This is a genomic window from Ruegeria sp. BA2, from assembly GCF_056539605.1.
In genome coordinates this window covers 172373-187115 of record NZ_JBQFVE010000007.1, presented here as the reverse complement: position 1 = coordinate 187115, position 14743 = coordinate 172373, and the positions used below count along the sequence as shown (strand labels likewise).

Annotated in this window: 15 protein-coding genes; 12 read left to right on the top strand and 3 right to left on the bottom strand. The window is 57.8% G+C overall.

Translation table 11 applies throughout. The features are described 5' to 3' along the window. Positions 1-2: 2 nt before the first annotated feature. Positions 3-1358: a formimidoylglutamate deiminase gene (locus tag ACR0NN_RS16290; RefSeq protein ID WP_170724960.1), complete on the bottom strand. Its 1356-nt coding sequence runs from the start codon at positions 1356-1358 to the stop codon at positions 3-5. A gap of 81 nt (positions 1359-1439) precedes the next feature. Between ACR0NN_RS16290 and hutI the strand changes: the two genes are divergently transcribed. The 8 genes from hutI to ACR0NN_RS16250 all read left to right on the top strand — a co-directional run bounded on the left by hutI (position 1440) and on the right by ACR0NN_RS16250 (position 8735). Next, complete coding sequence (gene hutI, locus ACR0NN_RS16285) at positions 1440-2645, top strand: imidazolonepropionase (protein ID WP_170724961.1); 1206 nt, start codon at positions 1440-1442, stop codon at positions 2643-2645. Then, on the top strand, positions 2642-4177 hold the full coding sequence (hutH, locus tag ACR0NN_RS16280) for a histidine ammonia-lyase (protein ID WP_170724962.1): 1536 nt from the start codon (positions 2642-2644) through the stop codon (positions 4175-4177). Before hutI ends, hutH begins: the two co-directional genes overlap by 4 nt. Continuing rightward, complete coding sequence (hutG, locus tag ACR0NN_RS16275) at positions 4177-4968, top strand: N-formylglutamate deformylase (protein WP_480685086.1); 792 nt, start codon at positions 4177-4179, stop codon at positions 4966-4968. The genes hutH and hutG overlap by 1 nt, the downstream gene beginning before the upstream one ends. Positions 4969-4970: 2 nt before the next feature. Next, complete coding sequence (hutU, locus tag ACR0NN_RS16270) at positions 4971-6653, top strand: urocanate hydratase (protein ID WP_170724964.1); 1683 nt, start codon at positions 4971-4973, stop codon at positions 6651-6653. Between the two features lie 68 nt (positions 6654-6721). Further along, positions 6722-7600, top strand: a complete 879-nt coding sequence (gene serB / locus ACR0NN_RS16265) for a phosphoserine phosphatase SerB (protein ID WP_170724965.1) — start codon at positions 6722-6724, stop codon at positions 7598-7600. 46 nt (positions 7601-7646) lie between these two features. Next, complete coding sequence (locus ACR0NN_RS16260; protein WP_170686901.1) at positions 7647-7976, top strand: metalloregulator ArsR/SmtB family transcription factor; 330 nt, start codon at positions 7647-7649, stop codon at positions 7974-7976. Next, on the top strand, positions 7964-8392 hold the full coding sequence (locus tag ACR0NN_RS16255) for an SRPBCC family protein (protein WP_170724966.1): 429 nt from the start codon (positions 7964-7966) through the stop codon (positions 8390-8392). Before ACR0NN_RS16260 ends, ACR0NN_RS16255 begins: the two co-directional genes overlap by 13 nt. Positions 8393-8414: 22 nt before the next feature. Next, positions 8415-8735 carry a YciI family protein gene (locus tag ACR0NN_RS16250; RefSeq protein ID WP_170724967.1) on the top strand — a complete coding sequence of 107 codons (321 nt, stop codon included), beginning with the start codon at positions 8415-8417 and terminating at the stop codon, positions 8733-8735. 3 nt (positions 8736-8738) lie between these two features. Here ACR0NN_RS16250 and ACR0NN_RS16245 read toward each other — a convergent pair whose 3' ends face one another. Further along, positions 8739-9737 (bottom strand): asparaginase, encoded by a 999-nt coding sequence (locus ACR0NN_RS16245; RefSeq protein ID WP_170724968.1) that lies wholly within the window; start codon positions 9735-9737, stop codon positions 8739-8741. Positions 9738-9916: 179 nt separating this feature from the next. Between ACR0NN_RS16245 and ACR0NN_RS16240 the strand changes: the two genes are divergently transcribed. The 4 genes from ACR0NN_RS16240 (at position 9917) to ACR0NN_RS16225 (ending at position 13066) form a co-directional block, all read left to right on the top strand. After that, positions 9917-10450 (top strand): invasion associated locus B family protein, encoded by a 534-nt coding sequence (locus tag ACR0NN_RS16240; protein ID WP_170724969.1) that lies wholly within the window; start codon positions 9917-9919, stop codon positions 10448-10450. A 127-nt stretch (positions 10451-10577) separates the two neighbouring features. Next, positions 10578-10949: a lysozyme inhibitor LprI family protein gene (locus ACR0NN_RS16235; protein WP_480685083.1), complete on the top strand. Its 372-nt coding sequence runs from the start codon at positions 10578-10580 to the stop codon at positions 10947-10949. A 79-nt stretch (positions 10950-11028) separates the two neighbouring features. Beyond that, positions 11029-12216, top strand: a complete 1188-nt coding sequence (gene rlmN / locus ACR0NN_RS16230) for a dual-specificity RNA methyltransferase RlmN (protein ID WP_170724970.1) — start codon at positions 11029-11031, stop codon at positions 12214-12216. 226 nt (positions 12217-12442) lie between these two features. Beyond that, positions 12443-13066, top strand: coding sequence for a cytochrome P460 family protein (locus ACR0NN_RS16225; RefSeq protein ID WP_170724971.1), 624 nt, complete (start codon positions 12443-12445; stop codon positions 13064-13066). A 3-nt stretch (positions 13067-13069) separates the two neighbouring features. Here the strand turns inward: ACR0NN_RS16225 and ACR0NN_RS16220 are convergent, their stop codons facing one another. After that, positions 13070-14728 (bottom strand): U32 family peptidase, encoded by a 1659-nt coding sequence (locus tag ACR0NN_RS16220; RefSeq protein WP_170724972.1) that lies wholly within the window; start codon positions 14726-14728, stop codon positions 13070-13072. Positions 14729-14743: the final 15 nt, after the last annotated feature.

Below are 14743 nucleotides of genomic sequence, written 5' to 3'. Positions count from 1 at the left end.
TTTCAAAGATCCGCCAGCAGCTCAGCCATCGCGGCCCGGTAATTACCAAGGATCGCATCGCGTGCGATGTGCCGCCCGCCTTGTACTTGATGTCGTCCAGCAGACCACAGATCAGTCACGATTCCGTCTGGTGCTGCAAAGCAAAGCCCGTCAAGCAACTGATCATCACGCAAACTGCAAAGGGAAGGATGGGTACGATTAATCGCGACCAGATCAGCCAATTGACCCTCTGCTATCGATCCAGCTGCGCGCCCCAAAGCCTGCGCACCGCCCCGCGCGGCCCCGGAATAAAGCGCCTGACCGACCGATCCTTCGCCTTGCACCAGAACTGTGCGGGCCCTGTCGCGTAAGCGTTGAGAATATTCCAGGGTCCGCAGTTCCTCGGGCAATGAAATACGTACATTTGAGTCCGATCCGACACCAAATGCACCATCGGCGTCGATGTAGACGGCTCCGTTGAATATGCCATCCCCAAGATTGGCCTCGGTTATCGGGCAAAGACCGGCCACGGCCCCGGATCGGGCGAGGGCGCGGGTTTCGTCATCGGTCATGTGGGTCGCATGGATCAGGCACCAACGCGCGTTGACGTCCGCATTGTTCAACAACCAATCCACCGGGCGCTGACCCAGAGCAGCCTCAACATCCGCGACCTCTTTCTCTTGTTCCGAGATATGGATGTGTACTGGACCGTTCGGGGTCGCCTTAAGCACCTGATGCAGATCATCTGGTGAAGTTGCTCGCAAGGAATGCGGCGCGATTCCAATCTGGCTATCCGAATGTGGCAGCAAAGGTTTGCAGTCTTCTACGAGTTGTAGAAAACGGCCCACGTTATTTCCGAACCGCAGCTGGCCGCCCTCCAAGGGCTCTTGTTTGACGCCGCCATAGGTGTAGAGCACCGGCAGATGCGTCAGGCCAATCCCGGTTTGGGTCGCTGCGGAGAAGATGCGTTGGCTCAGTTCGGATAGCTGTACATAAGGCGTGCCGCCGGGTTGGTGGTGGACGTAGTGGAATTCCCCGACCGAGGCATATCCGGCCTCCTGCATTTCCATGAAAACCAGCGCTGCGATGGCTTCGATCTGCTCTGGGGTGAGGCGATCCAGAAAGCGATACATCAGGGTACGCCAGGTCCAAAAGCTTTCGCGACCCGCGGCGCGTATTTCGGTCATGCCGGCCATGGCACGTTGAAAGGCATGGCTGTGCAGGTTGGCCAAAGCGGGCAGCAGCACATCGACACGCCTGTCACTAGGTTGAGCATCTGCACTTTGCTCCAGTTTGATGATCCGGTCGTGTTCGATTTCGACCCTCAGATCGCTGACCCACTCTGACCCCACCAAGGCGGTCTTGGCATGAACCGTCATCGCATTTCCATTTTGTGTAGACTTTATCTTTTTACCCGTATACGAAAAAATCAAGCGCAGGGGGAGCCCAAAAGAATCGCCATGACGAAAAAAACCGTACTTTGCAGCAAGCAGGTGGCCACCATGGGGGGTGACCATCCTTATGGGATGATCGAGGATGGCGCGATAGCCGTTGAAGGATCGCAGATCGTCTGGGTGGGCCGTCAGTCCGAGCTTCCAGAGACCTATTCTGAATGGCAGCACATCGATTACGGTGACCGACTGATCACGCCCGCGCTGATTGATGCCCACACCCATGTAGTATTTGGCGGCAACCGCGCGGTTGAGTTTGAAATGCGCCTGAACGGAGCCACCTACGAGGAAATCGCCCGCGCGGGCGGCGGGATCCTGTCGACCGTTAACGGTACGCGGGCGGCCTCGGAAGATGAGTTGCTTCAGGGCGCTTTGCCACGTGTGGATGCCTTGCTGGCAGAAGGTGTGTCCTGCATCGAAGTGAAGTCGGGTTATGGGCTGGATACCGAAACCGAACTGCGCATGCTGCGCACCGCGCGACGCATTGCGCAGGAGCGTCCTGTTCGGGTTAAAACCAGCTTTCTGGGTGCACATGCCACTCCGCCGGAATATGCGGGCCGGGATGATGCCTATATCGATGAGGTCTGCATCCCGACCCTGCGCGCGGCCCATGCCGAGGGGCTTGTGGGCGCGGTGGATGGGTTCTGCGAAGGAATTGCCTTTGATACCGCCCAGATCGAACGGGTTTTTGTTGTCGCGCAAGAGCTTGGATTGCCGGTAAAGCTGCATGCCGAGCAGCTGTCCAACCTAGGCGGGGCCAAGTTGGCAGCGGTTTATGGGGCCCTGTCCGCTGACCATATTGAATATCTGGACGCTGAAGGTGTTGCCGCGATGTCCGCCGCTGGAACGGTTGCGGTTCTGCTGCCTGGCGCGTTTTACACGCTGCACGAGACTCAGGCCCCACCGGTTGAACTGTTACGCCAGCAGAAAGTGCCAATGGCGCTGGCAACCGATTGTAATCCGGGCTCATCACCGCTGACTTCACTGCTTTTGACAATGAATATGGGATGCACCCTGTTTCGGATGACGCCTGAAGAAGCCCTGGCTGGCGTCACTCGTGTGGCGGCCCGCGCTTTGGGTCTGGAAGATACAGGGATGATCGCAGCCGGGCTGCGCGCTGATCTGGCAATTTGGGACGTCTGGCATCCCGCCGAACTGTCCTATCGCATCGGTTTCAACGCTCTGCACAAACGTATTTTCGGAGGCCTGGAATGACTCCCCTATCGCTCATCCCAGGTCAGGTATCGCTGGACCAATTGGCCGAGATTTATTGGAACGAGGCCGCGATCACGCTGGCGCATACTTGCCGACCAAAGGTCGATGCCGCCGCGGCCCGCATTGCGCAGGCCGCCGAAGGGACCGAGCCCGTCTATGGCGTGAATACAGGCTTCGGCAAGCTGGCAAGTCATAAGATTGCGGCCAAAGATACCTCGACCCTGCAGCGCAACCTGATCCTCAGCCATTGTTGCGGTGTGGGCCCTGCGGTGCCGCGACGTCTGGCGCGATTGATGATGTCTTTGAAGCTGCTGTCCTTTGGGCGCGGGGCGTCTGGGGTCCGCTGGGAACTTGTCGAGTTGCTGCAGCAGATGCTGGCGCGCGGCGTGACACCTGTGATCCCTGCACAGGGTTCGGTCGGCGCATCAGGCGATCTGGCGCCGCTGGCCCATATGACCGCAGTCGTGATCGGAGAGGGTGAGGCCGAGGTTGATGGAACGGTTATGCCGGGTGCAGAGGCTTTGAAAATAGCCGGATTGGAGCCGATTCAGCTTGGCCCAAAGGAAGGTCTGGCCTTCATCAACGGGACACAATTTTCAACGGCCTATGCTTTGGCAGGTCTGTTTGAAGGATGGCGTTCGGCACAAAATGCACTGGTGATTTCAGCCGCTTCGACGGATGCGATCATGGGCTCCACCGCCCCGCTGCAGCCTGAGATTCATGCGCTGCGTGGGCATCGCGGGCAAATCGAAGCAGCCGCCGCGATGCGCGCCACTTTGGATGGTTCCGAAATCCGCGAAAGTCACCGCGACGGGGATACGAGGGTGCAGGATCCGTACTGTATCCGCTGCCAGCCTCAAGTGACGGGTGCGGCGATGGATGTGATCCGGCAGGCGGCCGCAACTCTTGTGGTTGAGGCCAACGCGGCCACCGACAACCCGCTGGTTCTGACCGACCCGGATGCCATCGTCTCGGGCGGTAACTTTCATGCCGAGCCGGTGGGGTTCGCCGCCGATATGATTGCGCTGGCCCTGTCCGAAATTGGGGCCATCGCCCAGCGGCGTATCGCTTTGATGGTAGATCCGGCGCTCAGCTTTGATCTGCCGCCCTTTCTGACGCCAGAGCCGGGGCTGAACTCGGGCCTGATGATCGCCGAGGTCACTACGGCCGCGCTGATGAGCGAAAACAAGCACCTGGCCAATCCCTGCGTAACCGACAGCACGCCCACATCGGCCAATCAGGAAGACCACGTTTCGATGGCCGCCCACGGCGCGCGTCGTCTCAGCCGGATGGTGGATAATCTGAACTATATTCTGGGGATCGAACTGCTCTGCGCCGCACAAGGCATCGAGTTTCGTGCGCCTCTCGCAACCAGCGAGGCGCTAACCAGCGTCGTGGGGCGGTTGCGCGAAGACATTCCGTCACTGGGCGATGACCGTTATCTGGCGCCGGAACTTGAAACCGCGAAGTCGCTGGTCGAAAGCGGGGCTATACTGCGGGCGGCTGCGCAGCCCATGCCGGAGCTGTCGTGATGCAGGTGTTCAGCGTTCAGCGTGGCGATGGGCCCATTGTTTTGGGGCAGCCGCATGGCGGCACTTTTGTACCCGACAATATTGCCGCGCGGCTGAATAAGAATGGGCAGGTTCTGGCAGACACAGATTGGCACATAAACCAGCTCTATGATGGGCTACTGGCCAACGCGACAGTCGTGCAGTCCCATATCCACCGCTATGTCATCGACGCGAACCGAGATCCGGCGGGCGCTTCGCTGTATCCGGGGCAGAATACGACAACACTGGTGCCTTTGACCGACTTTGACGGTCAGCCGATCTGGCAAGAAGGGCAAGAGCCATCAGCCGACGAAATTGAGGCGCGCCGAACCTCCTACCACGCGCCCTATCACAACGCGCTGGAGCAAGAGCTTGCAAGGGTGCGGGCGAAACACGGGGTTGCGATCCTCTTCGATTGCCACTCAATCCGCAGCCAAATTCCGTTCCTGTTCGAAGGCACCTTGCCGGATATGAACATTGGCACCGATGGTGGCGTAACCTGCGCTCCCGGCATCGAGGCCGCGGCCTACGAATTCTCTCATTCCTCCCCCTACAGTACCGTCTTGAACGGGCGATTCCGAGGGGGCTGGACGACCCGCCACTATGGCCGCCCCGATGAAGGCCAGCACGCGATCCAGATGGAGCTGGCGCAATCCACCTATCTGTCCACCGAAACCCCGCCATGGGCGTTTGACGAGGCGAAGGCCAATCGCCTGCGTCGCTGGTTGGAGGATATCCTCGACGCCATCCAAGATACTGTATTGGAGCTTTGACCATGACCGATCCTCGTAAAAACACCCGTGACGTCTATCCGCCGACAGGCCCCGAGCTGAATGCCAAAAGCTGGGTGACCGAAGCCCCGCTGCGGATGTTGATGAACAACCTGCACCCCGATGTCGCCGAAAATCCGCATGAGTTGGTGGTCTATGGCGGCATCGGTCGCGCGGCTCGGACATGGAATGATTTTGACCGGATCGTCGCGGGGCTGAAGGATCTGGAAGAGGACGAAACCCTGATCGTCCAGTCGGGCAAACCGGTGGCGATCATTCGTACTCATAAAGATGCGCCGCGCGTTCTGATCGCGAATTCGAACATCGTGCCGCACTGGGCCAATTGGGATCATTTCAACGAGCTCGATAAGAAGGGTTTGATGATGTATGGCCAGATGACGGCTGGCTCGTGGATCTATATCGGCACGCAGGGCATCGTGCAGGGCACTTATGAGACCTTTGCCGAGGCGGGCCGTCAGCACTATGGCGGCGATCTGACCGGCAAGTGGATTCTGACCGGTGGACTGGGCGGCATGGGAGGTGCGCAGCCATTGGCAGCAGTGTTCGCCGGGGCCTCTTGTCTTGCGGTGGAATGCAACCCGGACAGCATCGATTTCCGCCTGCGCACCAAGTACCTCGACGAAAAAGCCGAAACGCTGGACGAAGCGCTTGAGATGATCGACCGCTGGACCAAAGCAGGTGAGGCGAAATCGGTGGGCCTTTTGGGTAACGCCGCTGAGGTGTTTCCCGAGATTTACGCCCGGATGCAGGCCGGTGGAATGCGCCCCGATATCGTGACTGACCAAACAAGCGCCCACGATCCGATCAACGGGTATCTGCCGATTGGATGGAGCATGGCAGAGTGGCGTGACAAGCGGGAATCCGACCCTAAAGCAGTAGAAAAAGCTGCTTGCGCCTCGATGAAGCAACACGTGGCGGCGATGGTCGATTTCTGGAACGCCGGCGTACCGACGCTGGATTACGGCAACAACATTCGTCAAGTAGCGCAGGATGAAGGGTTGGAGAATGCCTTTGCCTTCCCCGGCTTTGTGCCCGCTTATATTCGCCCGTTGTTCTGCAAGGGCATCGGCCCGTTCCGCTGGTGTGCCCTGTCGGGTGACCCCGAGGATATCTACAAAACCGACGCCAAGATGAAAGAGCTGTTCCCCGAGAACGAGCACCTTCATCGCTGGTTGGACATGGCGCAGGAACGGATCGCGTTTCAGGGTCTGCCCGCGCGTATTTGCTGGATCGGTCTTGGCGATCGCCATCGCGCCGGATTGGCGTTCAACGAAATGGTTGCCAATGGTGAGCTTAAAGCCCCGGTTGTGATCGGGCGCGACCACTTGGATTCGGGTTCGGTCGCCAGCCCCAATCGCGAGACCGAGGCGATGCTGGATGGTTCGGACGCGGTTTCGGACTGGCCGCTGTTGAATGCGCTGATCAACACAGCCAGCGGTGCGACTTGGGTCTCGCTGCATCATGGCGGCGGGGTTGGCATGGGCTTCAGCCAGCACGCCGGTGTGGTGATCTGCGCGGATGGGACCGAAGACGCAGCGCGGCGGTTAGAGCGTGTACTCTGGAACGACCCGGCCTCGGGTGTCTGGCGTCACGCGGATGCAGGGTATGAGATCGCCAAGGACTGCGCTCGCGAACATGGGCTGCGTCTGCCGGGTATTCTGGGTTAGACCAAACTGCCTCTGGTGAAAATGCTGCACCTGCGATATCTCGCAGGTGCGCTAACCGGAGGCCCGACATGTATATAGCCACTCTGCTGACCAACCCGGCGGCCCCTTCGCTTGAGGCGACGCTGGTCGAGTCCTTGCGGAACGCCTGGGGCGGTGGTGATGTGCAATGGCTCAGCCCGGATGAGGCAGCCGAGTTTTCGCTGACTGATATTCCGGACAATCAATGGGATGCTTGGGCAAACCTGCAGGACATGGGCGTTGATCTTGTCGTGCAACCTGCCGATGGGCGGCGCAAGAAGATGCTGCTGGCCGATATGGACAGCACCATGATCCAGCAGGAATGTATCGACGAGCTGGCTGACGAGGCCGGTGTAGGTGATCGGGTCAAGGACATCACCGCGCGGGCGATGAATGGCGAGCTGGATTTCGACGGGGCGCTGACGGAACGTGTAGGCCTATTGAAAGGCCTAGACGAAAACGTGATCGACAAGGTGCTGGCTGAACGCATCACCTTGATGCCGGGGGGGCCGGAATTGGTGGGAACGATGCGCGCGAATGATGGCTATGCCGCGTTGGTGTCGGGCGGGTTCACTGCTTTCACGGCTAAGGTCGGCGCGGAACTTGGGTTTGATGAGAACCGGGCCAACACGTTGCTGTCTGAGGGTGGCAAGCTGACAGGCGATGTTCAGAGACCCATTCTGGGACGTCAGGCCAAGGTGGATGCGTTAGAGCAGATCACAGCGCGGTTGGGCCTTGCCGAATCGGACGTGATTGCAGTCGGTGACGGTGCCAACGATCTGGGTATGCTTGGGCGGGCCGGAACCGGCGTAGCGCTACATGCCAAGCCTTCGGTTGCAGCGCAGTGTGATGTTCGCGTAAACCACGGAGATTTAACAGCTCTGCTGTATTTGCAAGGCTATGCTCGGCCCGACTTCGCTAAGATCTGAACGATCGGGGCTTCTCTTTATTTAACGTAAATGTTAAACAGCGGTCATGAATACACTTCTGACCACATTTTCCGCGTTGTCGGATGCCACAAGGTTCTCGATCGTCGAGCAACTGATGCAGGACGGTGAACTGTCCGCCGGTGATCTGATTGATGGGCGCGGCATGTCTGGTGCTGCAATCTCGCGCCATTTGAAGCTTCTGCGTGAAGCCGGGCTAATTCAACAGCGTGTTCAGGGCACGCAGCGGATCTATTCGATCCGGCCCGAAGGTTTGCGCGCCATTGCCGACTGGACCATTTCAAAACGTGAGTTTTGGGAAACCAGCCTCGACCGTCTTAGCGATATTATCGAAAGGGAAAATTCATGGCCGACCTGAGACTTGAGCGGGAATTCCCGGTAAGCCCCGAGAACCTGTTCGCTTGGGTCAGCGATGGTGCAAAACTGTTGCAGTGGTGGGGTCCCGAGGGCTTGCATGTGCCGGAACACGACCTTGATTTTTCACGGCTGGGTCCGTGGTATTCTGTGATGCAGAATGGCGAGGGTCAGCAATTCAAAGTCTCAGGGCATGTCACCCATATCGACCGGCCAAAGTCGGTCGGGTTTACGTGGGCCTGGCACGACGATCAGGATCAACGTGGCGCAGAAAGCCATGTGACCTTTTTGGTCACTGCGACTGACAGCGGATCGCGATTGGTGGTCGATCATCGTGAGCTTGTCGATGCTGAATCGGCCACGAACCACAACGAAGGTTGGACATCGTCGCTGCGCAAGCTCGAAGCGCTTTGCAAATAGGTTTTCATCAGGGAGGAGCAATATGCCCCAATATTTGTTTGTGTATCACGGGGGTCATACCCCGACCGATCCCGCCGAGATTGAGGCGACCATGGCCGCCTGGGGTGCGTGGTTTCAGGATATTGGCAGTTCCCTGGAAATACCGGGGAATCCCGTGGGCCAATCCTACACCGTCAGCAGCGGAGGGGTCGAAGACAATGGCGGATCAAATCCGGCCTCAGGTTTCACGGTGGTGAAGGCCGACAGCATTGAGGCCGCAACCGAGATGGCCAAAGGCTGCCCGATGGTCGTGAATGGCTCGGGCTCGGTCGAAGTGGCCGAGGTTCACGAGATCGAGATGTAAGCCTCAGCCGGGGAAACCCGGTGAGGGTTTGATCACACCACATTCCAGCCCGCGGCGGCTGTATTGCGTGGCGTTCATGAATTTGCGGGTGGCCGGGTGATCGGCCTCCAGCACGCCCAAATGCACAAGTATTGCGGCAATGGCGCATTCGCTCGCGCGGGTTGTGCCATCGGTGATTTTCAGTGCAACGCCCATCCGCTTTTCGGGGATGATGGCGACAAAAACAGCTTCGGCACCTGTTTTGATCGCCACGCGCCCGTCCATCGCGCGCATTAGCTCGGTGCAGGCGCGGGTCTCGCCTGCGACCAGTTCGGGGTGCGTAACCATAGCTGCCGTTAACTGCGCCGCCGCTTCACTGGATCGGTCTGACCGATCGGCAGCCGAGGCAAACCATGCCATTGAACGGGCGAGCCCGACCAGCGACGTTGCGAAATTCGGGGCAGAGCATCCATCAATCCCGTATGTTGGGCTGGTCTCGCCGGTGGTTTCTTCGATGGCAGACAGGCAGGCCTGCTGAACCGGGTGATCAATCTCAAGATATTCGGGTCCGGCCCCCATATGCTGTGCCAATGTAAGAAAGCCGCAGTGCTTGCCCGAGCAATTGTTGTGAATCTGGCAAGGGGTGTCGTCTGCCAGTATCAGACCATCCCGGGCTGCCATGTCAGCTGGCTCCTGCGGACCGCAGCGAAGATCGGGCTCGGACAGACCGAGGTGGTCCAACCATGCAGTCACGCGATCCGTATGGATACGTGCCCCGTTGTGCGACGCACAGGCCAAGGCCAAATGTTCACTGTTCAAACCGTATTTTGCGGCCGCGCCCGAGGTGATCAAAGGCAGGGCCTGGATCATCTTGGCTGAGGATCGGGGGTAGATCACTGCGTTCGGATCACCCCAACTGTGCACGATCTGTCCACTATCGTCAAAGATCACCGCGTGACCCAAATGCAGGCTTTCCAAAAGCGATCCGCGCCAGAGTTCTGTCATTGGAACGGCTTGTGTCATGGATACCCTCTTCATCATGCGCAAAAATCTGCCAATCGCCCTTTCGCCTGTGGCGAAACCTGCGTTAGTGTGTGTATGTCGACAATCATCGGAATACGCAACTGAACAGACGAACCGGCAGAGTTCGCACGCATCTCCGATGGGTATGAGGTATTAGGTCGGGCTAGGAGGCTGGACAGATGGGACTAAAGCTCGTCCGCGTGATTGCGGGCCTGTGTGTGGCAGGAATGGCGACAACGGCGGTCGCTCAGCAGGCGACCAGTACAAACCGCGTTGCGGCAAAGACCGACTGGAGCGTGTTTGTCGAAGAAGACCCCACCGAATGCTGGAGTGTTTCTGCCCCAAAAGAGACGGTGAACACACGAGGTGGCCGGGTCGTTTCTGTACGTCGCAGCGATATCCTGCTGTTCGTGTTCTACCGCCCGAATGCCGAGGTAAAAGGGCAAGTGACCTTTACTGGCGGCTATCCGTTTGCTTCTGGGTCGACGGTCAATCTGGTTGTCGATGGCAGCGAGTTTGAGCTGTTCACCGATGGCGAATGGGCGTGGCCGGCGACAGCTTCGGACGACGCCAAGATTGTCACAGCGATGAAACGCGGCAGCGAAGCCGTGCTGACCGCCCGTTCGGAACGCGGGACGCAGACCAAAGATACGTTTTCCTTGCTTGGCTTCACCGCAGCGATCGAAGACGCGGAAACACGCTGCACGAACTAAGTGAGAAACTGATTAGACTCCAAACCCCGCCTGTTGGCGGGGTCTTTCGTTTAGGGCCAATTTTTTGTCAGCCGGAGCTTTGTGCTAGATATTAGTCGAGAGCTTGCGTCACTAAAGGAGGCAATTAATGCGCTGGGTCCTGATCTTGTTCCCGTTTGCCGCGTTGGCAGATCCGACGATGGAATGCGACGACGCCGGATCGCAGGTCGAAATTGGAGCCTGTGTCTCGGAGATGGAGGCACGTGTGGACGGGGCCATAACAGCTAGCTATGCGCTCGCGATGGAGGCCGCCAAAGAACTGGATGGAGTCACCGAGCGTGTTGTGGCCGTCCCCGCTCTGGAGGCCTCGCAAAATGCATGGATCGCCTATCGCGATACTCAGTGCGAAGCGGTAGGTGCGTCGTTTGGCGGAGGATTAGGAACGGGCATTGCCATCACGGCCTGCCGGGTTGACCTTGGTCGAGCCCGGGTCGATGAATTACTGCGCTTTGCAAATTGAAGCACGAATTCTTTTGATCTTTGCACGCGTTCCTATATAGAGGCGCATCCCAAGCCAGAATCCATTGAGATACGCCACCATGTCGCCCAAAGCGCCGATCACTCAAGACGTCATGACCATCCCCCGTAAACTGCCCGAGGGGAAGATCAACCTTGTCGGTTTGACCCGCGATCAATTGCGCGCAGCGTTGATTGAACACGGTACGCCGGAAAAGCAGGCCAAGATGCGCACCGGGCAGATTTGGCAGTGGATCTACCAATGGGGTGTACGCGACTTTGCCGAGATGACCAATCTGGCAAAAGCCTACCGCGTTCAATTGGCCGAGCATTTCGTGATCGAAATCCCCGAGGTTGTGACGCGGCAGGTGTCCGAAGACGGCACACGCAAGTATCTCTGCCGAATTGCCGGCGGACACGAAGTCGAAGTTGTGTATATCCCCGAAGAGGATCGCGGTACGCTGTGTATTTCTTCGCAGGTCGGATGCACGCTGACCTGTTCGTTCTGTCATACAGGCACACAGAAGCTGGTGCGCAACCTGACAGCGGCCGAGATTGTTGGACAAGTCATGATGGCCCGCGATGATCTTGACGAATGGCCCACACCCGGTGCCCCAAAGGACGAAACCCGCCTGTTGTCGAACATCGTTCTGATGGGCATGGGTGAACCGCTTTATAACTTCGACAATGTCCGTGACGCGATGAAGATCGCCATGGACCCAGAAGGGATTTCTCTTTCGCGTCGCCGGATCACGCTCTCGACCTCTGGCGTGGTGCCTGAGATTGCGCGTACGGCTGAAGAAATCGGCTGTCTGCTGGCGATCTCGTTTCATGCGACCACGGATGAGACCCGCGATGTGCTGGTCCCAATCAACAAGCGCTGGAATATCGAAGAGTTGTTGCAGGCATTGGCCAGCTATCCCAATGCCTCGAACTCCGAGCGGATTACGTTCGAATATGTGATGCTGGATGGCGTAAACGATAGCGATGAAGACGCGCATCGGCTGATCGAGCATATCAAACGTCACAAAATCCCGGCCAAGATCAACCTGATCCCGTTCAACGAATGGCCGGGCGCGCCGTATAAGCGCAGCTCGAACAACCGTATTCGGGCCTTTGCAAATATCATCTATCAGGCCGGTTATGCCTCACCCATTCGCAAAACACGCGGCGAAGACATCATGGCCGCCTGTGGTCAGCTCAAGTCGGCGACCGAGCGTGCCAGGAAATCGCGCAAACAGATCGAGGCTGAGGCGGGGCTGAACCACTAAGGGTTGAAGACTAGCCGTCTCTTGCAAAACTTAATGAATTGGCGGCTGTTCCCGCATTCAAAATTTGCTATATTTGACCCGTATCCGCTCTGGATGGGGGATTTCACCGGCTTACACAAGGTGGTGAGATTGCTAGTGCGGTGCTGGCAACACCATTAAAGGCCGCTACCATTTTTCATGATCAAAGCGGCATTTAGGCGAACTGATCAGTCAGGGAGGCCATAATATGATTGTAAGTCACTGGCAAATTCTGGGCATCGCAGCGGTTACTGCGATTTCGGGGGTTGCGTTACATGCAGCTTATGCACAAACCGCAGATCAAGATGCGCATCTAGCGATCGAAAACCCGGCTGATCTGAACAAGGAAGAGGCGCAAAAGCACTATAAGTCATTGATGCGGCGTATGTCGCGGGGCTATGCCGCTGCGCAGCTGGATTTGATCCGCAACTATCAGAACTGGCCGTTGTTCAACGATGCACCGTATATTTCAGCAACGCATGGTGAGCGCTACGTCAACAGCTATGCCAACCGTATGGCGCATAACTACGGAACCATGCAGGAAGAAGAGGTCCTGCCTGTAGGTTCAGTTCTTGCCAAAGACAGCATGACCGTCACCGATGAGGGTAATATCCATCCCGGCGCACTGTTCGTGATGGAGAAGCTCCCGGCAGGAACGAATCCTGAGACCGCGGATTGGCGATACATTATGGTGATGCCCGATGGCTCATTGTTTGGCGACACGATGGGGTTTCGCGCCTCAGAGGTTGAATATTGCCATGTGTGTCACGAGGCCGTCGCTGACCGGGACTATACGTTCTACGTGCCAGAAGAGTTTCGTGTTACTGAGTGAGGCTCAGGTTGCTAGGTCGGGTAGTTTCAGTTCGGATGCTTCTTGACGACTAAGCTGCTCGCCCTGTTTGCGTTTGGACAGAGCCTCGCGAGCACGGGCATATTTGTCGTCCTGCCAAAAGATCAGGCAGCCGTTGCAGCCTTTGCCGCAACAGCCTTCGGTGCCGATCCGGTTGGTTTTGAAGCGGCGTTCGTTGCCGTCCTCGCCGATCTTCTCGACCAGCTCATTCCTACGACGGGCATAAGCGTCGGGGTTGTCGCGCCCCGAGGTCTCTAGCCCCTGAACCAGTTTGTCAAAGCGAATGCGGCTCCAATGCTCGTCGGTCAGGGCGCGTTCCTTGCGCAGGACCGAATAAACCGGGAAGCGGGCGCGCAGATCGTCGATATCTTCGTGGTCGAACAAAGTGAAGGGCAGGCGGATCACGGTTTTCGAGCTGCCATGCACTATGTCAAGCCGCTTCCCATCCGATGCACGTTCGAAATCGTAGACCCGCAACAGCACGGTATCGCGCGAAATCGGCGACACGAAGTCCAGAACATCGCCCGGTTCCAGCTTGTTTTTTACCTCGACCAAAAAGGCATCGTCGGTCACCTCGGTTACGATCCCGGCATATTCCCACTGCGCGATTGACGCGGTGTGCTCATAATCATGTGCGTAGTTGGTCAATCGCCCTTCGTGGAAGGCCAGAGTGTATCCTCGGTTTCCAACTGTTTCGAGTTCGCGCATGTAAGGCTTCGGGTCCCAGTTCTCAGGATCGGCGTGATAGTCGTCGATGGCCATACGATAGGCGCGCGCGACGATTGCGGCGTAATATTCCGACTTACCGCGGCCTTCAACCTTAAGGCTGTCGACGCCGATCTTCAGGTATTCATCCAGCTTGGGCATGATGCACAGATCGCGGGAATTGAGGATGTACGAGCCGCGATCATCCTCTTCGATGGGCATCAGATCACCGGGGCGGCAGCCTTCCTCAAGCAGGAATTCGAACAGCTCGGCGTTTTCATCGGTGATATGTAGTTCTTGATGGGTGCCGTCTTTGAGACGCAGCTTCAGACCATAGTTCCAACGGCAGGAATTGGCACAATTACCTTGGTTTGCGCCGCGCTCGGCCATGAAATTCGACAGCAGGCAGCGGCCCGAATAGGTCATGCACATGGCGCCATGGACGAAGGCCTCAAGCTTGATGTCCGGGCACTTCTCGCGGATTTCGACCAGTTCGGGGTACGAGACTTCGCGCGCCAGAACCACAAGCTCGGCCCCCTGATCCTGCCAGAACTTCACCGATAGCCAGGAACAGATATTAGCTTGGGTCGAGATATGAAGCGGCAGTTCCGGTGCCCGCTCGCGGACATATTGGAACACGCCGGGGTCAGCGATGATCAACCCATCGGGTTCAACCTTGCGGACCGTTTCGATGTATTCGTCCAGCTTCGGGATGTCCTTGTTGTGCGAAAACAGGTTCAGCGTCAGATAGGCGCGTCGGCTATGTTGGTGGCAGAACTCGACCCCTTCGATCACCTCTTCCAGCGAGAACTCGGATTTTGTGCGCAGCGACATATCAGGCGTGCCCAGATAGACCGCATCCGCGCCATAAAGAATGGCGAGTTTCAACTTGCGCAGATTGCCCGCAGGCATCAGCAATTCGGATCGGGTCTGGGTCATGGGACTACCGGGCAA